23 protein-coding genes are annotated in these 20,204 nt (G+C 33.3%); 17 read left to right on the top strand and 6 right to left on the bottom strand.

Annotated features, from left to right (window positions below; translation table 11 throughout):
* Positions 1–45 precede the first annotated feature (45 nt).
* The 6 genes from hisB to ABD963_RS06905 are packed head-to-tail and all read left to right on the top strand — an operon-like array spanning position 46 to position 4,252.
* Positions 46–1,179, top strand: coding sequence for a bifunctional histidinol-phosphatase/imidazoleglycerol-phosphate dehydratase HisB (gene hisB, locus ABD963_RS06880; RefSeq protein ID WP_345276220.1), 1,134 nt, complete (start codon positions 46–48; stop codon positions 1,177–1,179).
* Positions 1,179–1,760 carry an imidazole glycerol phosphate synthase subunit HisH gene (gene hisH / locus ABD963_RS06885; RefSeq protein WP_345276221.1) on the top strand — a complete coding sequence of 194 codons (582 nt, stop codon included), beginning with the start codon at positions 1,179–1,181 and terminating at the stop codon, positions 1,758–1,760. Before hisB ends, hisH begins: the two co-directional genes overlap by 1 nt.
* Before the next feature lies 1 nt (position 1,761).
* Positions 1,762–2,496, top strand: coding sequence for a 1-(5-phosphoribosyl)-5-[(5-phosphoribosylamino)methylideneamino]imidazole-4-carboxamide isomerase (hisA, locus tag ABD963_RS06890; RefSeq protein ID WP_345276222.1), 735 nt, complete (start codon positions 1,762–1,764; stop codon positions 2,494–2,496).
* A gap of 3 nt (positions 2,497–2,499) precedes the next feature.
* Positions 2,500–3,255, top strand: coding sequence for an imidazole glycerol phosphate synthase subunit HisF (gene hisF, locus ABD963_RS06895; RefSeq protein WP_345276223.1), 756 nt, complete (start codon positions 2,500–2,502; stop codon positions 3,253–3,255).
* Positions 3,252–3,845, top strand: coding sequence for a bifunctional phosphoribosyl-AMP cyclohydrolase/phosphoribosyl-ATP diphosphatase HisIE (hisIE, locus tag ABD963_RS06900; RefSeq protein ID WP_345276224.1), 594 nt, complete (start codon positions 3,252–3,254; stop codon positions 3,843–3,845). Before hisF ends, hisIE begins: the two co-directional genes overlap by 4 nt.
* Positions 3,846–3,847: 2 nt before the next feature.
* A complete protein-coding gene (locus tag ABD963_RS06905) occupies positions 3,848–4,252 on the top strand; it encodes an acyl-CoA thioesterase (protein WP_345276225.1) in 405 nt (134 codons plus the stop codon).
* A 51-nt stretch (positions 4,253–4,303) separates the two neighbouring features.
* On the opposite strand, the gene ABD963_RS06910 is transcribed toward ABD963_RS06905, so the two are convergent.
* The gene (locus tag ABD963_RS06910; RefSeq protein WP_345276226.1) at positions 4,304–4,723 is read right to left on the bottom strand and encodes a hypothetical protein; all 420 of its coding nucleotides are present in this window, start codon (positions 4,721–4,723) and stop codon (positions 4,304–4,306) included.
* Positions 4,724–4,819: 96 nt separating this feature from the next.
* On the opposite strand from ABD963_RS06910, the gene ABD963_RS06915 reads away from it, so the two are divergent.
* Positions 4,820–5,596 carry a tRNA pseudouridine synthase A gene (locus ABD963_RS06915; protein ID WP_345276227.1) on the top strand — a complete coding sequence of 259 codons (777 nt, stop codon included), beginning with the start codon at positions 4,820–4,822 and terminating at the stop codon, positions 5,594–5,596.
* A gap of 38 nt (positions 5,597–5,634) precedes the next feature.
* On the top strand, positions 5,635–6,312 hold the full coding sequence (locus ABD963_RS06920; RefSeq protein ID WP_345276228.1) for a DUF2461 domain-containing protein: 678 nt from the start codon (positions 5,635–5,637) through the stop codon (positions 6,310–6,312).
* On the opposite strand, the gene ABD963_RS06925 is transcribed toward ABD963_RS06920, so the two are convergent.
* Both ABD963_RS06925 and ABD963_RS06930 read right to left on the bottom strand, forming a co-directional pair.
* The gene (locus ABD963_RS06925; RefSeq protein WP_345276229.1) at positions 6,305–6,751 is read right to left on the bottom strand and encodes a hypothetical protein; all 447 of its coding nucleotides are present in this window, start codon (positions 6,749–6,751) and stop codon (positions 6,305–6,307) included. The genes ABD963_RS06920 and ABD963_RS06925 overlap by 8 nt on opposite strands.
* A 5-nt stretch (positions 6,752–6,756) precedes the next feature.
* Positions 6,757–7,173: a glyoxalase gene (locus tag ABD963_RS06930; protein ID WP_345276230.1), complete on the bottom strand. Its 417-nt coding sequence runs from the start codon at positions 7,171–7,173 to the stop codon at positions 6,757–6,759.
* 117 nt (positions 7,174–7,290) lie between these two features.
* Here ABD963_RS06930 and ABD963_RS06935 point away from each other — a divergent pair, with 117 nt between their 5' ends.
* The 6 genes from ABD963_RS06935 (at position 7,291) to leuB (ending at position 13,432) form a co-directional block, all read left to right on the top strand.
* Positions 7,291–8,166, top strand: a complete 876-nt coding sequence (locus ABD963_RS06935) for a DUF72 domain-containing protein (RefSeq protein WP_345276231.1) — start codon at positions 7,291–7,293, stop codon at positions 8,164–8,166.
* Positions 8,167–8,192: 26 nt separating this feature from the next.
* Positions 8,193–8,579 (top strand): acyl-CoA thioesterase, encoded by a 387-nt coding sequence (locus ABD963_RS06940; RefSeq protein ID WP_345276232.1) that lies wholly within the window; start codon positions 8,193–8,195, stop codon positions 8,577–8,579.
* 223 nt (positions 8,580–8,802) lie between these two features.
* Complete coding sequence (leuC, locus tag ABD963_RS06945; protein WP_345276233.1) at positions 8,803–10,197, top strand: 3-isopropylmalate dehydratase large subunit; 1,395 nt, start codon at positions 8,803–8,805, stop codon at positions 10,195–10,197.
* Positions 10,198–10,246: 49 nt separating this feature from the next.
* On the top strand, positions 10,247–10,843 hold the full coding sequence (gene leuD / locus ABD963_RS06950) for a 3-isopropylmalate dehydratase small subunit (protein WP_345276234.1): 597 nt from the start codon (positions 10,247–10,249) through the stop codon (positions 10,841–10,843).
* Positions 10,843–12,363 carry an alpha-isopropylmalate synthase regulatory domain-containing protein gene (locus tag ABD963_RS06955; protein ID WP_345276235.1) on the top strand — a complete coding sequence of 507 codons (1,521 nt, stop codon included), beginning with the start codon at positions 10,843–10,845 and terminating at the stop codon, positions 12,361–12,363. Before leuD ends, ABD963_RS06955 begins: the two co-directional genes overlap by 1 nt.
* Positions 12,364–12,373: 10 nt before the next feature.
* On the top strand, positions 12,374–13,432 hold the full coding sequence (leuB, locus tag ABD963_RS06960) for a 3-isopropylmalate dehydrogenase (RefSeq protein ID WP_345276236.1): 1,059 nt from the start codon (positions 12,374–12,376) through the stop codon (positions 13,430–13,432).
* Between the two features lie 198 nt (positions 13,433–13,630).
* Here the strand turns inward: leuB and ABD963_RS06965 are convergent, their stop codons facing one another.
* The 3 genes from ABD963_RS06965 to ABD963_RS06975 all read right to left on the bottom strand — a co-directional run bounded on the left by ABD963_RS06965 (position 13,631) and on the right by ABD963_RS06975 (position 15,861).
* Positions 13,631–14,890: a mechanosensitive ion channel family protein gene (locus ABD963_RS06965; RefSeq protein WP_345276237.1), complete on the bottom strand. Its 1,260-nt coding sequence runs from the start codon at positions 14,888–14,890 to the stop codon at positions 13,631–13,633.
* The gene (locus tag ABD963_RS06970) at positions 14,891–15,181 is read right to left on the bottom strand and encodes a DUF3817 domain-containing protein (RefSeq protein ID WP_345276238.1); all 291 of its coding nucleotides are present in this window, start codon (positions 15,179–15,181) and stop codon (positions 14,891–14,893) included.
* A 68-nt stretch (positions 15,182–15,249) separates the two neighbouring features.
* A complete protein-coding gene (locus ABD963_RS06975; RefSeq protein ID WP_345276239.1) occupies positions 15,250–15,861 on the bottom strand; it encodes a YqaA family protein in 612 nt (203 codons plus the stop codon).
* Between the two features lie 237 nt (positions 15,862–16,098).
* Here ABD963_RS06975 and ABD963_RS06980 point away from each other — a divergent pair, with 237 nt between their 5' ends.
* The 3 genes from ABD963_RS06980 (at position 16,099) to ABD963_RS06990 (ending at position 20,023) form a co-directional block, all read left to right on the top strand.
* Complete coding sequence (locus ABD963_RS06980; protein WP_345276240.1) at positions 16,099–18,225, top strand: elongation factor G; 2,127 nt, start codon at positions 16,099–16,101, stop codon at positions 18,223–18,225.
* A gap of 18 nt (positions 18,226–18,243) precedes the next feature.
* The gene (locus ABD963_RS06985) at positions 18,244–18,624 is read left to right on the top strand and encodes a hypothetical protein (RefSeq protein ID WP_345276241.1); all 381 of its coding nucleotides are present in this window, start codon (positions 18,244–18,246) and stop codon (positions 18,622–18,624) included.
* Positions 18,625–18,856: 232 nt separating this feature from the next.
* A complete protein-coding gene (locus ABD963_RS06990; RefSeq protein ID WP_345276242.1) occupies positions 18,857–20,023 on the top strand; it encodes an agmatine deiminase family protein in 1,167 nt (388 codons plus the stop codon).
* Positions 20,024–20,204: the final 181 nt, after the last annotated feature.

A 20,204-nucleotide genomic window follows, 5' to 3' on the forward strand; every position in this document is an offset into this window, starting at 1 on the left:
TTAAGCTCTTTCTCTTTTTAGAGATGGGTATAGGTATAAAAGCTTATGAAAAAAGTATTATTTATTGACCGAGATGGAACTATCATCAGGGAACCAGAAGACGAGCAAATAGATTCTTTTGAAAAACTTGAATTTTATCCTAAAGTATTTCAATATTTAGGGCGTATTGCAAATGAGTTAGATTATGAAATCGTTATGATAACCAATCAAGACGGTTTGGGAACAGAGTTATATCCAGAGCATACATTTTGGCCAGTTCATAATTTCATTATAAGAACCTTTAAAGAAGAAGGTGTTACTTTTGAAGAGCAGTTTATAGATAGAACATTTGCCAAAGATAATGCACCAACAAGAAAACCAAATACTGGTTTGTTAACAAAATATTTTTCTGATGATTACGATTTGGAAAATTCTTTTGTCATTGGGGATAGATTAACGGATATTGAATTGGCTAAAAACCTTGGTGCTAAAGGAATTTATATTAATGATGAGACCCATTTAGGAACTGATGAAATTACGGTAAAACGTGAAGAATTGGATAAATATATTGCTCTTGAGAGTAATGATTGGGCGAAAATTTATGCGTTTTTAAAGGCAGATGAGCGATCAGGTGGGATCATTAGAAACACCAATGAAACAAAAATAGCCATCCAACTAAACCTTGACGGTACTGGAAAAAGTAAAATAGATACTGGTATAGCTTTTTTTGACCATATGTTAGACCAAATTGCACGTCATGGTCAATTAGATTTAAACATAAAAGTTGATGGCGACCTGGAGGTTGATGAACATCATACAATAGAAGATACCGCCATTGCTTTGGGAGAATTGTTTCATAAAGTTTTGGGTAATAAATTAGGTATTGAACGTTATGGTTTTTGCCTACCCATGGATGATTGCTATGCTCAGGCAGCCATTGATTTTGGTGGCAGAAATTGGTTAGTTTGGGAAGCTGATTTTAAGCGTGAAATGATTGGTAAAATGCCAACCGAGATGTTTTATCATTTCTTCAAATCGTTTACCGATGGTGCCAAATGTAATTTGAATATTAAAGCGCAAGGTACAAATGAGCATCACAAAATTGAAGCTATTTTTAAGGCCTTCGCAAAAGCCATTAAAATGGCTGTAAAACGGGATATTGAAAAAATGATTTTGCCGTCAACAAAAGGTATGTTGTAATGAAATTAGTAATTATTAATTACGGTGCAGGGAATATAAAAAGTATTCAATTTGCATTCAAACGGTTGGGGTATGACGCCATTTTGTCCAATAATCCTGAAGAAATTTTAGCAGCTGATAAAATTATTTTTCCTGGTGTAGGTGAGGCTAGTACTGCCATGGAAATGTTAATTGATAGTGGAATCGATATATTGATACCTAAATTAAAACAACCTGTTTTAGGTATTTGCTTGGGTATGCAATTATTATGTAAATCTACTGAAGAGGGAAACACAAAGGGATTAGGTGTTTTTCAAACAGATGTAAAACGATTTTCTAATGATTTGAAAGTGCCACAAATGGGATGGAATGTCATTAAAAACCTAAAATCTGATTTGTTTAAAGGAATAAAAGAAAATGAGTACATGTACTTGGTGCACAGCTATTACGCCGAACACTGCAACGAAACCATTGCTGCTACAGATTATGGTATTAATTATGCTTCTGCTTTACAACATAATAATTTTTATGGCGTTCAATTTCATCCTGAAAAGAGTAGTTTAGCAGGAGAACAAATTTTAAAAAATTTTTTAGAACTATAAAATGAGAATTATACCAGCGATTGATATTATAGACGGAAAATGTGTTCGTCTAACCAAAGGTGATTACGGAACCAAAAAAATATATAGTGAAAGCCCTCTGGAAATCGCTAAAGCTTTTGAAGATGCTGGAATACAATATTTACATTTGGTAGATTTAGACGGTGCTAAAGCGAAACATATTGTCAATTATAAAGTTTTAGAACAAATAGCATCCAAAACTAGTCTTAAAATTGATTTTGGAGGTGGATTAAAAACCAATGAAGATTTGCATATTGCTTTTAACTCTGGTGCTAAACAAATTACTGGTGGCAGTATAGCGGTTAAAGACCCTAAGACTTTTGAAGGGTGGATTTCTAAATATGGTGCTGCTAAAATTATTTTAGGTGCAGATAGTGATGCTGGTAAAATATCCATAAGTGGCTGGATGGAGCAAAGTAAGGAAGAAGTTATTCCTTTTATAAAGTCATACCAAAAGAAAAGTATTCAATATGTTATCTGTACAGATATTTCTAAAGATGGTATGCTAGAAGGGCCTTCAGTAGATTTATATAAACAAATCATTGAAGAATGTTCAAATAGTAGCAGTGGTCAGTCTATAAAATTAATTGCCTCAGGTGGTATTTCTAATATTTCAGAATTACCCATTTTAAAAGAAATAGGATGTGAAGGTGTCATTATAGGAAAAGCCATCTATGAAAATAGGATCGGTTTAAAAGATTTAGAAAAATTCATATAAATAATGCTCACAAAACGAATTATACCTTGCCTAGATATTAAAAATGGACGCACCGTAAAAGGCGTTAATTTTGTTGATTTAATAGATGCTGGAGATCCGGTTGAACTTGCAAAACAATATGCAAGTCTAGGGGCAGACGAATTAGTTTTCTTAGATATCTCAGCAACTTTAGAAGGTCGTGCTACTACATTAGATATGGTTTTACATGTAGCAGAACAAGTTAATATCCCTTTTACTGTTGGGGGTGGCATTTCTTCCATTGAAGATGTTGATGCCTTGTTAAAATGTGGTGCAGACAAAGTTTCTATTAATTCTTCAGCAGTAAAAAGACCTGAATTAGTTAATGAACTCGCTGAAAAATTTGGAAGTCAATGTGTGGTAGTGGCTATAGATGCTAAAAAAGTTGATGGGAAATGGAAAGTACATTTGGCAGGAGGTAGCATTCCAACCGATATTGATTTATTTGAATGGGCTAAAGAAGTTGAACAACGCGGCGCCGGTGAAATTTTGTTCACCTCCATGAATCATGATGGCACCAAAAACGGTTTTGCAAATGATGCATTAGCTAAATTATCTTCTGAATTGAATATCCCAATAATAGCATCTGGTGGTGCTGGAAATGTACAACATTTCATTGATACTTTTAAAGACGGAAAAGCAGATGCAGCCTTGGCAGCAAGTGTTTTTCATTTTGGTGAAATACCAATTCCAGAATTAAAAAAAGAATTAAGAGCTCATAACATAGCAGTTAGATTATGAAGATAAAGTACGATAAACAAGGATTGGCACCTGTAATTATTCAAGATGCCACAACAAAAAAAGTGTTGATGTTAGGCTATATGAATGAAGAAGCGTATAACAAAACCTTGGAAACCAAACTAGTCACTTTTTTTAGTAGAAGTAAGCAACGTTTATGGACAAAAGGCGAGGAGAGTGGTAACTTTTTAAATCTTATCAATATTAAAAACGATTGCGATAACGATACCTTACTTATTCAGGTAAATCCTGTGGGTCCAACATGTCATAAAGGAACCGATACCTGCTGGGGAGAAGAAAACCAATCAAATTTCGGATTTTTTTCAACTCTAGAGCAAGTCATTGCTGAACGCGTTGCGAATAAAGACACCAATAAATCTTATGTGGCAAGTTTATTTGAAAAAGGTATTAATAAAATAGCCCAAAAAGTAGGTGAGGAGGCTGTTGAAACTGTTATTGAAGCCCTAGATGATAATGATGAACTATTTCTTTATGAGGCTTCAGATTTGATGTTTCATTACTTAATGTTGTTAAAAGCCAAAGGCTTTACGTTGAAAGATATAGAAAAAGAACTTAAAGGAAGGCATAAATAATAGTGGATAAAATAGGTGCTTCATATCAATACACTATTACAGTTTCAAAAGAACAGATTGATAATTTACATCATGTTAACAACGTGGTTTATGTAAAATGGATTAATGATATTTCTGAAAAGCATTGGCAACAATTATCAAGCATCGATATAGATTCAAAATACTTTTGGGTTGTTTTAAGACATGAAGTTGATTACTTAGGTCAGGCTAAAATGGGTGATGAGCTAACAATAAAAACTAATGTTGGTGAAAGCTCTGGAGCAAAATCTATTCGCTTTGTCGAAATTTTTAAAAATGATAAATTAATTGTAAAAGGAAAAACCACTTGGTGTTTGATGGATAAAAGCACACAAAAGCCCAAACGCATCGATGACGATATTTTAAACGTTTTGTATTACGGTTCATAAAAAAGGCTTTTGATAATCAAAAGCCTTTTTATTGTTAATAGATGCTTATTTTTATGAAATCCAACCTTTAGAAAGTGATTTTTTAGAAAACCATACCAACAATAATGAAAAGACTATAATGCTTATAGTCATAGCCATATTATCAGCATGACCTTGAGACAATATATATCCCATTTGAACAATCACCGCAATTAACGACAATACCAAAAGGGAGTATGCCCATTTTTTTCTCAATAAAAGACCTAAACTACCTAAGGCGCCAGCAAAAACTGCTATAGCAAAAGCTGCGGTAAGCCAGGAGGGAAAATTTAAAATTATTTCTAATTGCTCATCAGTTAAGGCAGATTTCCAACGTTCTGTTTTGTAGGCTTGTCCTAAATATTGGTCGACACCCATTGCATTCCAAATAAGTGCAATAACACTAATAATCCAAAACCAAACTGGTGGTTTAGTAGTTGATTGATTACTCATAAAATTTTGGTTTAGTTGATTTATATGAATACAAGTTATAAATTTTTTGCTACAAATAATAATTAACTTACATTCCGTATTCATTTAATTAAAGAAATGAAAAAGTATTTTTATCTCATCAATATTCAATATTTAGGTTATCGGTTTCATGGTTGGCAAAAGCAGCCCAATGTAAAAACGCTGCATTTAATGGTAGATAGAACCTTGAATTTTATATTAGAAGGAAAGCCTTTTAAAAGTTTAAGTTCTGGAAGAACAGATGCTATGGTATCCGCTGAAAATGCCGCTATTGAATTGTTTATAGATGAGCCTATTGAAGATTTGGAAGCCTTTTTGGAATTATTCAACAATAATTTACCTCAAGATATACGAGCTCTAAACATTAAGGAAGTTGATAAAACATTTAACATCATAAATCATCCAAAAGTCAAGGAATATATATATCTTTTTACATTTGGTGAGAAATGCCATCCTTTCTGTGCACCCATAATGACGACTATTTTAGATGATTTAGATATTGAACTAATGAAACTAGGCGCCAAACTTTTCGAGGGAGAACATTTTATCAAATCATATTGTTATAAACCAACAGATAACGGCATATATACTCGTGAGATTTTAACCTGCGAAGTAATTGATAATAATTTATATTCCGCAAATTTTTTCCCAAACAAGTCTTACCTTCTTCGTGTAAAAGGTAAAGGTTTTATGAGAAACCAAATTCGATTGATGATGGGGGCTTTAATAGATTTAGGTAAGGGAAAATTGACCTTGGATGATATTAAAACCAGTTTATTACCTAACAGCGAAATAAAAATGGAATATATTGCGCCTGCATCGGGATTGATACTTAAAAAGATAGAATTTGATTAATACCCTCATTTTTGTTAGATTTAAAGAAACAAATTATTATGAATCCAACCATACCAAAATCTGTTTTTACATTTTTTGAAAAATTGCAAAAAAACAATAACCGAGATTGGTTTAATGATCATAAGTCAGAGTTTAAATCCATTGAAAAACAAGTAAAGGGTTTTTACAACAAGGTTTATGAAAATTTGAACAAACACGACGATATTGACAAAATAAAAATTTTTAGAATTTACAGAGATGTTCGCTTTTCTAAAAATAAGTTGCCTTATAAAACCCATTTTGGAGGATCATTTCATCGCTCAAAGCCAAAATTAAGAGGTGGTTATTATGTACACATTCAACCTAATAACGAAAGTTTTATTGCCACTGGCTTTTGGGAACCAGAACCGGCGGATTTACTTAGAATAAGAAAAGAATTTGAAATGGATGATAGTGAAATTAGAGAAATTCTAGAAGATAAAAAGATAAAATCTATTTGGGGCGGTTTTGTGGGCGACGAGGTTAAAATGGCACCAAAAGGTTTTAGCAAAGACCATAAAGCCATAGATTTAATCAAGAAAAAACAATACATATTCACCAAAAAATTTACGGACGAAGAAGTTTTAGACGCAGGTTTTATAACCGAAATTGATGAAGCCTTCAAGGCCATTCGCCCATATTTTGATTACATGAGCGATGTATTGACCACCGATTTAAATGGTGTGTCCCTTATATAATTTCCTTGATGATGTATTTGGATTGATTAAACTCAAATTGGTCGTTTACTAACTTATTTCTCAATAATTGACCAATAGGAGAGTTTAATGAAATGGCATAATAACTTTCACCTTCCAAATCAATTTTGCCAATACTGGTAGAGATGTAAAAATTCATCAAGTTGGTTTTTACTAGGCTTCCTAAAACCACATCATTAGAGTTAATGCTGGTTCTAATGTTTTGTAAATATATTTTTGTTTTTTGGGCATCATTCAAATGCTCTAAATTCTTTTCTAAATCGTTTAGTAATTTGCCGTTACCGGAGTCATCATCTTCCGAGTCACCTTTGTCATTACTCTCAATGGATTCTTTGATTAATGCAATCTCTTCTTTGTAGTCATTAATTCGCTTATCTACACGCTCGTTGCAGATTTGTAAAAGTTGTTGTTTTAGGGTCATTAAATTTAAACAGCGGTTAGAAGTTCTGGTTTTTCAAAAAGTTGAATATTACTTAGCAGTCTATCCTTTACAATATTCATCATTCGTTTATTTAAGGCAGATGAATTCTGGATGTAAATTTTATATTCTTCAACAGTAAAAACACCTATAATCATGCCTTTTAGTGAGTTACGAAACTTCATATCTTTTTGAACGGCATTTTCAATATAAATCATACGTTTTTCTAACGATAAACTATAAAAAACAGATTTATGTTTGGCAACATAATTTTTAAAAGCTTCAATAAGCAAATCATTTTGAAATTTAATTATGGGGCGTAATACCAAATTTTGAAATCGTTCCTCAGAACTCATATGATCATTAATTGTGGCTGATAAAATTTCTGGACGTATACTCTTTAAGTCTAATTCTCTAGTGTTCATGTCGTGAAGTTTTCACTAAAAATATAGATTATAAACCCCTTTAATAGGGTGACCAAATTATAATTATTAACGACCTTATTAACAATAAAGATTTTTTATATTTAAAAAAAAATTAAAATGAAGTTTGGAAGTGTTGAAAACCCAGAAAATATAGATTTTACATTCCCAAAAGACCATCCCGATACCAAACGCATACTGAACAAATTTAAGAATGATTACATTCCAGATATATATATCGGGTGTGCCAAATGGAATAAAGCCGATTTAAAAGGGTTTTATCCCAGGGGGACCAAAGATGAGTTGGTTTACTACTCAAGTCAGTTCAATTCTATTGAATTAAATGCCACCTTTTACCGCATTTTTCCTGCAGAACAGTTTTCGACTTGGTATGATAAAACACCTGAAGGTTTTAAGTTTTTCCCTAAATTAAATCAAGAAATAAGTCATTGGAAGCGCTTGTTAGACACTCAAAAAGTGGTTGAAAATTATTTGTATAACGCCTCCAATTTAAAAGAAAAGTTGGGAACCATTTTCTTACAAATGAATAATAATTTTGCACCTAAGGATTTTGATAGAGTAGTTGCCTTTGTTGAAAGTTGGCCAAAAGAAATTCCATTGGCTATGGAGTTTAGGCATACTGATTGGTATAACGATAAAATCATAGCAGATGATTTACATCAATTATTGGAAGAAAACAATATCTCTAACGTTATTGTTGATACTGCAGGGCGCAGAGATTTAATGCATATGCGCTTAACCAATGCCACTGCCTTTGTGCGCTTTGTGGGTGCCAATCATAAAAGTGATTATTCTCGTTTGGACGATTGGATTATGAAGTTGAAAGATTGGAAGAGGCAAGGCATTAGGGAAATCGATTTTTTCATTCATCAAAATATAGAAAAGGAGTCACCATTGCTTTCATCTTATTTTATAAAAAAAATAAATTCTGAATTAGGATATTCACTTAAAATACCCCAAAAAAATAATAATTAATAAAACCTATTTTAAAACACTACATTATGAGATTTCATACAAGAAAATGGATAAAACCTGAAGATTTAAATGCCAACGGTACGCTTTTTGGAGGTCGTTTATTAGATTGGATTGATGAAGAGGCAGCACTTTATACCATCATTCAATTAGAAAACCAAAAAGTGGTGACTAAATACATGAGCGAAATCGACTTTAAGTCTTCTGCTAAACAAGGCGATATTATAGAAATAGGAATTGAAGTGGTTAAATTTGGCAAAGCGTCATTAACATTAAGTTGTGAGGTTAGAAATAAAATGACCAGAGAAACTATAATTACTATTTCAAACATAGTTATGGTGAATTTGGGAGCTGATGGAAAAGCAAAACCCCATGGTAAAACTGAAGTGGAATTTGTTGCCAATAGATTGGAATAAACGCCTATTATTTTCAAGTTTAAAAATTATAAACAAACCTATACTTCTATTGAATAAAATTCAGTTAATATAATATCTATTGGCAATTTTATAAAAATTCAATAACTAAGAGGTATAAAGTTTTAAATAACTGTAATAAAATATAAATTTGTTCTACTGATATTCAACTTAATATTCAAACTGATTAGTTTCGGATATAGGTTATACAAAACTTAAATTATTTATGAGCAAAACATTGTTTGATAAGGTATGGGATTCCCATGTTGTAAGAAAGATTGAAGGAGGTCCTGATGTGTTTTTTATAGACCGTCATTTTATCCACGAGGTAACTAGTCCAGTAGCCTTTTTAGGATTGAAAAGTAGAGGATTAAAAGTATTATATCCCGAACGTACTTTTGCTACGGCAGATCATAATACTCCAACGATAAACCAACATTTACCTGTTGAAGATCCCTTATCTGCAAATCAGCTTAAAGCTTTAGAAGATAATTCAAACGAATATGGTATTAGCCATTGGGGTTTAGGACATAAAAAAAATGGTATTGTACACGTAGTTGGCCCTGAAAATGGTATAACATTCCCAGGAGCAACTATAGTTTGTGGAGATTCCCACACATCAACCCATGGTGCTTTTGGTGCCATTGCATTTGGTATAGGAACTTCCGAAGTAGAAATGGTGCTTTCTACACAGTGCATCATGCAACCCAAGCCAAAAAAAATGCGCATTAATATTAATGGTAATTTGGGCAAAGGGGTAACCCCAAAAGATGTGGCTCTATACATTATTTCTCAATTAACTACCTCTGGGGCAACCGGTTATTTTGTGGAGTATGCCGGTGATGTTTTTGAAAATATGACGATGGAAGGTCGTATGACAGTATGTAACCTTTCTATTGAAATGGGAGCCCGGGGTGGTATGATAGCTCCAGACGAGACAACCTTTGCATATTTAAAAGACAAACCATTATCCCTTAAAGGTGAGGACTGGGACAAAGCGGTTGCACATTGGAAAACTTTAAAAACTGATGAAGGTGCTAAGTTTGATAAAGAACTTACATTTAATGCCGCGGATATAGAACCTATGATAACTTACGGGACTAATCCTGGAATGGGTATTGGAATTTCTAAAAATATCCCAAATGCAGAGGCTGTTGAAGGTGGTGTAGCTACCTACAAAAAATCTTTGGAGTATATGGGGTATGATGAAAATGATTCCATGTTAGGAAAAAAAGTAGATTATGTCTTCTTGGGAAGTTGTACCAATGGTAGAATTGAAGACTTTAGAGCATTTGCATCCATAGTAAAAGGAAAGAAAAAAGCTGAAAATGTGACGGCTTGGTTAGTTCCAGGTTCTCACGAAGTAGAAGATAAAATTAAGGAAGAAGGTATTCTAGATATTATTACCGAAGCAGGCTTTACATTGCGCCAACCAGGATGTTCTGCTTGTTTGGCCATGAATGATGATAAAATTCCGGCTGGTAAATATGCGGTTAGCACCTCTAACAGGAACTTCGAAGGACGTCAAGGTCCTGGTTCCAGAACGATGTTAGCTAGTCCATTGGTTGCAGCTGCAGCGGCAATTACTGGAGTTGTTACAGATCCTAGAGAATTATTATAATCTTTGAAAATTATAAATAAATCAAAGATTGAACAAATAAACATTAAAAATGGCTTACGATAAATTTAACATATTAACAAGTACTGCGGTTCCGCTTCCATTGGAAAATGTGGATACCGATCAAATTATACCTGCTCGTTTCTTAAAAGCAACAGAGCGCAAGGGTTTTGGTGATAATCTTTTTAGAGATTGGCGATACCATAACGATGGATCGCCAAAAGAAAGCTTTGTTTTAAACAATCCCATATACTCAGGAAAGATTTTAGTAGGTGGAAAAAACTTTGGTTCCGGTTCTTCAAGAGAACATGCGGCCTGGGCCGTTTACGATTACGGTTTCCGTTGTGTAGTATCTAGTTTTTTTGCTGATATTTTTAGAAACAACTGTTTAAATGTTGGTGTCTTACCCGTTCAAGTAAGCCCAGAGTTTTCTGAACAAATTTTTGAAGAAATCTATAAAGATCCCAATACTGAAATAGAAGTTAATCTTCCAGAGCAAATTATTACCATAAAATCCACTGGAGCTCAAGAATCGTTTGAGATTAATAGTTACAAAAAAGATAACATGCTTAATGGTTTTGATGATATTGACTATTTACAAAGCATGAAAAGTGAAATAGAAGAATTTGCAAACGGCTTGATGCTATAATGGCAATACGACATTTAGAAATAATGGATACGACATTGCGTGACGGTGAACAAACCTCAGGTGTGTCGTTTTCTGCTTCCGAAAAACTAACAATTGCGAAACTTTTATTGGAAGAATTAAAGGTTGATCGCATCGAAATAGCCTCAGCAAGAGTTTCTGAAGGTGAATTTCAAGCTGTAAAAGACATTACACGTTGGGCTAAGGAAAACAATTATATAAACAATATTGAAGTATTAACTTTTGTTGACAATGGTGTATCTATAAACTGGATGATTGAAGCCGGTGCGAAAGTGCAAAATCTTTTAACAAAAGGCTCATTAAATCATTTAACTTACCAGCTTAAAAAAACTCCAAATCAGCACTTTGAAGAAATAAAAGAAAATATAATATTGGCGAAAACAAAGGGTATAGAAACCAATGTATATTTAGAGGATTGGAGCAATGGCATGCGAAATTCCAAAGACTATGTTTTTGAGTTTTTAGAATTTTTGTCTACCCAACCGGTAAAACGAATTATGCTCCCAGATACTCTTGGTATTTTAACACCTTATGAATCTTTTAATTTTATTAAAGAAATTAGAGATAAATACCCAGATTTACATTTTGATTTTCATGCACATAACGATTATGATTTAGGCGTTTCCAATGCTATTGAAGGCGCTAGAGCTGGAGCAAATGGTTTGCACTTAACAGTTAACGGTATGGGTGAGCGTGCAGGTAATGCCCCTATGGCTAGCACTATAGCAGTTATTAACGATTTCATGCCAGAAATTGAAATTAGTGTAAATGAAAAGGTATTATACACTGTAAGTAAGTTGGTTGAAAACTTTTCTGGAGTCATGATTCCAGCAAATAAACCCATCATAGGTGCTAATGTGTTTACCCAAACCGCTGGTATTCATGCCGATGGTGATAATAAAAAGAATTTGTATTTCAGTGATTTAATGCCAGAACGTTTTGGTAGAAAAAGGCAATATGCTTTGGGTAAATCTTCTGGTAAAGCTAATATTCAAAAAAATTTGCAGGAATTAGGTCTTCAGCTCAATGATGAAGATTTAAAAAAAGTAACCCAACGTATAATTGAATTGGGTGATAAAAAACAAGTGGTCACTAAAGAGGATTTGCCTTATATTATTTCAGATGTTTTGGATAGAACTTACGAAGAAAAGGTAAAGGTAGAATCCTATGTTTTAACCCACTCGAAAGGTTTAAAGCCATCCACAACAGTTTCAATTACTATTGAAAATGAAACCTATGAGGAAAACGCTCAAGGCGACGGACAATTTGATGCGTTCATGAACGCCATAAAAAATGTTTTTAAAAAGAAACGATTGGTACTACCAGAATTGATTGATTATGCGGTAAGAATACCCCCCGGTAGTCGATCTGATGCGTTATGTGAAACCATCATTACTTGGAAAAGCCCCGAAAAGGAGTTTAAAACTCGCGGTTTGGATTCCGATCAAACGGTTTCTGCGATTAAAGCCACCGAAAAAATGCTAAATATTATTACTAATTAAGACTATATAAATGAAATTTAATATTGCCCTTTTAGCCGGAGACGGTATTGGACCTGAAGTTATAGAACAAGCTGTAAAAGTAAGCGATGCTGTTGCTTTAAAATTTGGACATGAAATTACTTGGAAGCCGGCTTTAACTGGTGCAGCAGCTATTGATGCTGTAGGAGAACCTTATCCAGACGAAACACATGATATTTGTGTAGCTTCAGATGCTGTTTTATTCGGTGCCATTGGGCATCCACGTTTTGATAACGATCCCTCAGCTAAAGTGCGTCCAGAGCAAGGTTTACTAAAAATGCGTAAAAAATTAGGGCTATTCGCTAACGTGAGACCTACATTTACCTTTCCATCGTTATTAGATAAATCACCATTAAAAAAGGAGCGCATTGAAGGTACAGACTTGGTATTTTTACGCGAGTTAACGGGTGGTATTTACTTTGGAGAAAAGGGCAGAAGAGATGGTGGTGAAACAGCTTTTGATAACTGTGTTTATACAAGAGCTGAAGTGCAACGTTTAGCAAAAAAGGGTTTTGAATTAGCTATGACACGTTCTAAAAAACTGTGTTGTGTTGATAAAGCCAATGTTATGGAAACCTCTCGTTTGTGGCGTGAAACGGTTCAGGCAATGGAAAAAGATTATCCAGAAGTTGAAGTGAGTTATGAGTTTGTTGATGCCGTGGCCATGCGTTTAGTACAATGGCCAAATAGTTATGATGTCTTGATAACCGAAAATTTATTTGGTGATATCTTAACGGATGAAGCTTCTGTAATTTCAGGATCTATGGGATTAATGCCATCGGCTTCAATGGGGGCAGAGATCGCTTTGTTTGAACCCATCCATGGTTCTTATCCACAAGCAACTGGATTAAATATTGCAAATCCAATGGCTACAGTTCTTTCAGCAGCTATGATGTTTGAAACCGCTTTTAATTTACCAGAAGAAGGCAAAGCTATAAGAGATGCGGTGAATAAAGCATTGGCTGAAGGTATTGTTACTGAAGATTTGGCCGATGGCGGAAAAGCTTATGGAACCAAAGAAGTAGGGGATTGGCTAGCCGCCAACATCTAGCAAAATATGCTATAAAAATAAAAAAAGGTGAGTCGAAACGGCTTACCTTTTTTTATTTTAATTCCTGTGAAATAAGTATTACATGGAATGGCAATAAAAGCAACTTATACGAAATGTTGAAATAAGTCCTATATGAGATTTATTAGTTCGAATCTAGGATGGAAGTTTTGTTGTGTTTTTTGGATTCAATAGATTTCTTCACGACATTTGCAATGACGAATTAAAACTCGAACCTGTTGGCAATTCATAAATCTCCAAATCAAAATAGGGAAGTGAAGCGATGAGATGATCGAAAATATCGGACATGATGTACTCGTAATTCTCCCAGCGTTTATCGCTGCTAAACGCGTAAATTTCCATGGGAATCCCTTGTGTTGTTGGTGCCAATTGGCGTGCCATAATCATCATGTCTTTATTAATGGCAGAGTGGTGTTTTAGATAACTATCAATATACTTCCTAAAAACTCCAATATTGGTTAGATTTCTACCGTTAATTAAAAAATCCTTGTTGATGTTATTTGAAGCGTTATAAGATTTAATATCTTGTTGTCTCGTTTCTAAATATGCGGTTATTAGTTGAATGTTTTTAAGCTTTTCAACATCACTATCGGTTAAATATTTAACGCCTTCTTGTTTGATGTAAAGGGCTCTTTTTATTCGGCGTCCATCCGAATTCGTCATTCCTCGCCAGTTTTTAAATGAATCCGAAATCAGGGCATAGGTAGGAATCGTGGTGATGGTTTTATCAAAATTTTGAACTTTTACCGTGGCTAAATTAATTTCTATAACATCACCATCAGCACCATACTTTTCAAACGTTATCCAATCGCCTATGCGCACCATATCGTTAATAGACACTTGTATGCTCGCCACAAAACCTAATATGGTATCCTTAAAAACCAATATCACAACGGCAGAAATGGCGCCCATTCCAGTTAAAAATTTTATAAATGGAATATTCGTTATAATAGCAATAGCCGATAAAACCCCTCCAATCCAAGCAAAAATCATAAAGACTTGTATGTAGCTATCAATAGGTTTGTCTTTTAAGCGTGGTAAGGTTTTAAAATAATCCTTAAGTGTATTTAATAAACTTCTTACAATCCATAAAGTCAGTACAATGGAAAATACTTTAAGAATTTTTTCAATAACGACATCAGAATTTGGGAAATCTGAAAACACCATGGGAGCAAATTCCAAAGCGATGAGCAGAGGTATGATATGCGCTACATTTCGAGGTACCTTATTGGTTATGAGCAAATCATCAAAATTGGTTTTAGATTTCACCGCCAGTTTTGTAAACGTAGTTCTTATCAATTTCCTGATAATAAAATCCACTAACGAAATGATTATGAGCAATACTAGCAAAAGCCCCAGCATATTTAAATACTTGGATGTATTTTCTGAAATACCTTGTGAAACCAAATAATCAAAAATGAAGTGTTTAAATCTATCCATTTATTGTAATGCCTTGTTTAAGTATTTTTTATCAACATAAAAGGTTCCAAAGGGAATAATGGAGGCTAATAATACAATACTAAAATCCAATTTATTCCATTGGTAATCTTTTTTTAGGGTGTAAGCTAAAATAACATACGCGATAAATAGTAAACCGTGCGGCATCCCCAAAAGTTTCACATACTGTGGGTCATTCGCTAAATATTTTATTGGAGTAGCCAAGAAAAGTAACAAGATATAGGAAATACCCTCAAGGAATGCTATGATACGAAATATATTAAAAAATGACATGGTTATATGTTATTTTGCTTTGCAAAAGTATAACACTAAGCTGATAAAACAGAAACTTTTAAAACTTTTTACAGTACATTAAAAATGATGAGTCCGTATATAGCGAAGCGCATCAAACGTAAAGATCCGTAAACAACGACACTTTTAAACGGAAATTCAATAATACCTGCAGCTATACAGGATATTGAAAAGGGGAGTGGTAACAAAGCCCCAACAACAATTAAAAAACCTCCCCATTTTTTTGAGTTTTTAAGTTGTTTTTCCATTTTAAGCTCTAAATAGTTATGAAACGATGGAATTTTAGTAATAGAGCGTCCCATGTAATAAGCTAATAGTCCACCCCCGTATGATAAAATAGCTAATAAAGATAAATACAACCAAGGGCTAAACATTTTTCCTGCCCAGGCAATAAATATTTCGGGCGGCACGAGTCCCAATAAGGTTTCAGACAAAAAAAAGAAACTTAAAACACCATAAGATGGCAATATTTCGGTGAGTCTTATTAAAGCTTCATTAATATCATAAAAATGGTTTACGATATAAATTAGGGCTATCACAGCCAAAATGTAAGGAAAGGATTTTATAAGGGCATTCCATACAAACTTGTAAAACCCAGTATAGTTATAATATTGATGGAGTAATTGTAAACGTGATTTGTTCGTTTTGGTTTTTGATTTCATAACATATGGATAATTTGGGCAAACAAATATAGGGCTTCAATTTTTAATTGAATGATTTATTAAATGAATTTTAACAAGAAGGGAAGCAATATTAAATACATACAGGTTATTTCAAATGTGACATTTGTCATATTATCCTTTGGTTTTTGTGGTTAAATTTAAAACATAAACAAAATGATATAAAATAGGTCATAAAATCAACTTGATTTAACCAATTAAAAACCACAAACTAATCATATGAAAATATACGACGAAAAACACATTAAAAACGTTGTTTTTGTCGGAGCTCATGGCTGCGGAAAAACAACGCTCTCCGAAACAATGCTATATGAAGCAAAAATCATTAACAGGCGAGGAAGTATAGAAGAAAAAAATACAATTTCCGATTATCACGAAATTGAACAAGAACGCGGTACTTCCGTTTACGCAACACCGCTGCATACTGAATGGAGAAATTACAAAATAAACATTATTGATACACCGGGATTAGACGATTACATAGGTGAAATTATTTCTTCTATTCGGGTTGCCGATACCGTTGTAAATGTTATTAACGCCAAGAATGGTTGTGAAATAGGAACCGAGATTATTTGGAGTTATATCGATAAGTACCATAAACCCATGCTGTTTGTTATTAACCAAATAGATCATGAAGCGGCCAACTTTGAAAAAAGTTTCACAAGCTTAAAAAAATTGGTTGGGAATAATGTGGTTAAAATTCAATATCCTCTTATTATAGATGATGCGCAATGCATTGTAGACGTTTTAAAAATGAAACTCTATAAATTTTCTCCAGAAGGTGGTAAGCCCGAGAAATTGGAAATACCTCAATCTGAAATTGAAAAAGCGGATAAACTACACAATGAATTAGTAGAAAAAGCTGCTGAAAACGATGAAGAACTCTTAGAATTGTTTTTTGAAAAAGGCACACTAAATGAAGATGAGATGCGACAAGGCATAAAAGCAGGAATGTTAAATCATGATTTATTTCCTGTCTTTTGTGTTTCTGCATTAAACGATATGGGAACGGGCAGATTAATGGGCTTTATTGACAATGTCGCACCCGCTGCATACGAAATGAAACCTGAACAGAGTATTGAAGGTAAGCCAGTAGAACCTAAAATTGAAGCATCAACTTCAATATTTGTTTTCAAAACCATACATCAACCAAATTTAGGCCAAGTCACGTTTTTTAAAGTAATTTCAGGAACGGTGAATTTGAATGATAAACTAATAAATTCAAATAATGGTGAAACCGAAATTATAAATCAATTGTTTATAATGGATGGAAAAAACAGAAGTTCTGTTAGCAAATTAACCATAGGTGATATTGGAGCAACTTTAAAGCTTAAACATACTGAAACTGGGGATACACTATGCGAAAAAGGGTATCAGGTTACTATGAAACCTATAAAATACCCAGAATCTAGAATTATTAAAGCTATTTATGCTTCTAATAAAAAGGATGAAGAAAAGTTGAGCGATGCTTTAAAGAAAATCCATAGTCAAGATCCAACCGTTATTGTTGAATTTTCCAAAGAAACCAAACAATTATTATTAGGTTGCCAAGGAGAATTGCATTTAGCTACGATACAGTGGATGTTAAAGCATATCTATAATATTGAGGTGGAATTTAGAAAGCCTAAAATAGCATACAGAGAAACGGTACAACGTTCATCAACAGCTAATTACAGACATAAAAAACAATCAGGTGGTTCTGGGCAATTTGCACAAGTACATCTTAAAATTGAGCCTTGGTACGAGGGTATTGAAGAACCAGAAGGATTTAATATTAGGGGTAAGGAAGTCGTTGAATTACCTTGGGGAGGTACCTTAGTATTTTATAATTGTATTGTAGGTGGCGCTATAGATTTGAGATATTTACCATCGGTTATGAAAGGGGTTTTAGAGGTTATGGAATCTGGGCCTTTAACAAATTCATACATCCGTGATGTACGTGTTATGGTATATGATGGTAAAATGCACTCTGTAGACTCTAATGATATTTCATTCAAAATAGCTGGAGCACATGCCTTTAAAGAAGCTTTTTTGAATTCCAATCCCATGTTATTAGAGCCCACTAATAAACTTACTGTTAAAGTACCGGAAGATATGGTAGGTAATGTCATGACCGATTTACAGTCGAGACGCGCCATAATTCAAGGCATTGATAGTAAGGATCATTATCAGATATTACATTGTATTTGTCCGGCTGCCGAATTGTATGGCTATTCCACAACTTTAAGGTCGTTAACACAAGGAAGAGCAACGTTTAGTTCGGTGTTTTCGTCCTACCAAACCGTGCCCACAAATACCCAAGCAGAATTAGTAAAACAAGTAGATTTACAAGAACTAGAAGTATAACTTATAAAAATTAATAACATGCAAACTAAAGTATCATATTTAAGCGATTTAAAATTCAATTTAGATACCTGGCGCAGAGAACTCCGTTTTCATTTTAATGAAATGGATACTTTTGAAGAAAAACTAGAAGAAATAGCAGCAAGAGAATTTGATAAAAGGGCCATGCTGCAAATAGAACAATTCCAAAATCGAATAGAAATAGAACGTAACGAGATTTCTAAATTAATGCATCGCTGTAAAAACAAATTGAATAATTTACATGTGGTAGATTTAAATGAATCTATAGATGGAAGGTTATTATTTGAACAAAAACCTTTAAAAGACGATATGCGTCAATATATAAAATTGCATTACGACCTTAAGGAGGAAATGATGAATTTCTTTTCAGAGTGGTTGTAATATAAAATAAATTCATATTACATTATGTAAAAACCATATTCTATTGAAGAGGGTATGGTTTTTATATATCTAAATTTTCTATTTTACATAATATAAATTATAGTACAATTATAATAATGATTATCAGAATTTAAATTTTAAAAAAAAAGGTGTAAAATAATTATAGTGAGTGTTTTTTAAAATGATATTTGTATTACATTAGATTATAGCTATCAATAATGAGTAACTTCAAATGAAAACAAAAATTATTGTACTTGTTACTCTGGTAATGACCGCGAGTTTTTCTTGGTATTTTTTCTCTTATAATCAAGATTATCAACCTTCTACCGATTTTGATGAAACCGAATCCCATTTAGTGGTTTGGTCTCCATCATATGCCAACACCTATGTTAATTTCGTTAAGAATTTAGCGGAAGACGATCATGTTACTCTATTTGTCCCCAAAAAAACGGTTATAGATAGTTTGTTTAAACAACTTAAGTTATTTGGAGTTAATATGGATAATGTACAACTAGAATCGATGAACAATAGTAATATATGGGTTCGGGATTTTGGCCCCTCATTTTTAATGAACAAAAGTGGCGAAACCAAAATTTTAAGCTTTAAGTATAACGAATATGAGGAAAACACATTTCCATATGAATATCAATCATTTGTAAGGCAGCGGCTGAGGGCCTCTAAAATTGTGGGTATTGGTGGTGCCAGAGAATTAAATGGAAAGGGCTTGGCTATTCTGGTTGAAAAACATGAAGCATACAACAATCCAAAACTAACCAAAGATGACATTGCTAAAGAGTTAAAGGAAAAATTGGGCGTAAAAAAAATAATTTGGTTAAAAAGTGGGCTCCCCCAAGATGAATTACTGGCAGAAACCCCAATATTCGGAAATATTTATACCAATGGTGCTGGTAATCATATAGATGCTTTTTGCAGATTTATTTCGCCTAACACGGTGCTATTAGCCAAGGTAAATAGCAATGAAATAAATACAAACCCTATAGTGAAAATAGCTCATGAGCGGTTAGAAGAAAACTATCATATTCTTAAAAAAGCTACAGACCAAGATGGAAATCCTTTAAATATTATTAGGGTGCCAATGGCGCCATTGCTTATAGAAAGCGAATTAAATTTTAATGAAACAAGAACTTTTATAAGGTCTACCAGTTACTTGAATTTTATTATTACCAAAAATAAAGTGATCGTTCCTAGCTATGCTCAATATCTAAAAAGTGAAGATGCCATTTCTAAAGATGCAGAAGTAGAGATTATTTTTAAAAGTATTTTTCCTGAAAAGAAAATTGTGATGCTTGATTGCGTGGAATTGAATAGAAATGGTGGCGGTTTCCATTGTATATCAATTAATAAACCAAAATTAAAAACAAGAAAGAAAACGATTTAAAGGATTTTTAATTGGTTACTTCTCCTTGTTCATAGTTAAGGTTTTTCTTCAACAAATAGATTATGATTCCTATTGAAAATTAAATTAATAAAAATTTTTTGATATGGATTTCATGAGATAATTTAGAATACAATTTGTGAAGATGTGGTCTCCGATAATAAAACACAAAAAAATAATCCAT

This window comes from Litoribaculum gwangyangense, assembly GCF_039543505.1.
In the GTDB taxonomy this organism is placed as follows: Bacteria; Bacteroidota; Bacteroidia; order Flavobacteriales; family Flavobacteriaceae; genus Litoribaculum; species Litoribaculum gwangyangense.

Bases quoted from the DNA above. Each gene is read 5' to 3' on its own strand.
- leuD (WP_345276234.1), top strand. From the start codon at position 10,247: ATGGCTTACGATAAATTTAACATATTAACAAGTACTGCGGTTCCGCTT.
- ABD963_RS06985 (WP_345276241.1), top strand. From the start codon at position 18,244: ATGCAAACTAAAGTATCATATTTAAGCGATTTAAAATTCAATTTAGAT.
- hisH (WP_345276221.1), top strand. From the start codon at position 1,179: ATGAAATTAGTAATTATTAATTACGGTGCAGGGAATATAAAAAGTATT.
- ABD963_RS06955 (WP_345276235.1), top strand. From the start codon at position 10,843: ATGGCAATACGACATTTAGAAATAATGGATACGACATTGCGTGACGGT.
- ABD963_RS06970 (WP_345276238.1), bottom strand. From the start codon at position 15,181: ATGTCATTTTTTAATATATTTCGTATCATAGCATTCCTTGAGGGTATT.
- ABD963_RS06920 (WP_345276228.1), top strand. From the start codon at position 5,635: ATGAATCCAACCATACCAAAATCTGTTTTTACATTTTTTGAAAAATTG.
- ABD963_RS06925 (WP_345276229.1), bottom strand. From the start codon at position 6,751: ATGACCCTAAAACAACAACTTTTACAAATCTGCAACGAGCGTGTAGAT.
- ABD963_RS06930 (WP_345276230.1), bottom strand. From the start codon at position 7,173: ATGAACACTAGAGAATTAGACTTAAAGAGTATACGTCCAGAAATTTTA.
- hisIE (WP_345276224.1), top strand. From the start codon at position 3,252: ATGAAGATAAAGTACGATAAACAAGGATTGGCACCTGTAATTATTCAA.
- ABD963_RS06980 (WP_345276240.1), top strand. From the start codon at position 16,099: ATGAAAATATACGACGAAAAACACATTAAAAACGTTGTTTTTGTCGGA.
- ABD963_RS06940 (WP_345276232.1), top strand. From the start codon at position 8,193: ATGAGATTTCATACAAGAAAATGGATAAAACCTGAAGATTTAAATGCC.
- ABD963_RS06935 (WP_345276231.1), top strand. From the start codon at position 7,291: ATGAAGTTTGGAAGTGTTGAAAACCCAGAAAATATAGATTTTACATTC.
- ABD963_RS06965 (WP_345276237.1), bottom strand. From the start codon at position 14,890: ATGGATAGATTTAAACACTTCATTTTTGATTATTTGGTTTCACAAGGT.
- leuC (WP_345276233.1), top strand. From the start codon at position 8,803: ATGAGCAAAACATTGTTTGATAAGGTATGGGATTCCCATGTTGTAAGA.
- ABD963_RS06975 (WP_345276239.1), bottom strand. From the start codon at position 15,861: ATGAAATCAAAAACCAAAACGAACAAATCACGTTTACAATTACTCCAT.
- ABD963_RS06910 (WP_345276226.1), bottom strand. From the start codon at position 4,723: ATGAGTAATCAATCAACTACTAAACCACCAGTTTGGTTTTGGATTATT.
- ABD963_RS06990 (WP_345276242.1), top strand. From the start codon at position 18,857: ATGAAAACAAAAATTATTGTACTTGTTACTCTGGTAATGACCGCGAGT.
- hisF (WP_345276223.1), top strand. From the start codon at position 2,500: ATGCTCACAAAACGAATTATACCTTGCCTAGATATTAAAAATGGACGC.
- hisB (WP_345276220.1), top strand. From the start codon at position 46: ATGAAAAAAGTATTATTTATTGACCGAGATGGAACTATCATCAGGGAA.
- hisA (WP_345276222.1), top strand. From the start codon at position 1,762: ATGAGAATTATACCAGCGATTGATATTATAGACGGAAAATGTGTTCGT.
- ABD963_RS06915 (WP_345276227.1), top strand. From the start codon at position 4,820: ATGAAAAAGTATTTTTATCTCATCAATATTCAATATTTAGGTTATCGG.
- leuB (WP_345276236.1), top strand. From the start codon at position 12,374: ATGAAATTTAATATTGCCCTTTTAGCCGGAGACGGTATTGGACCTGAA.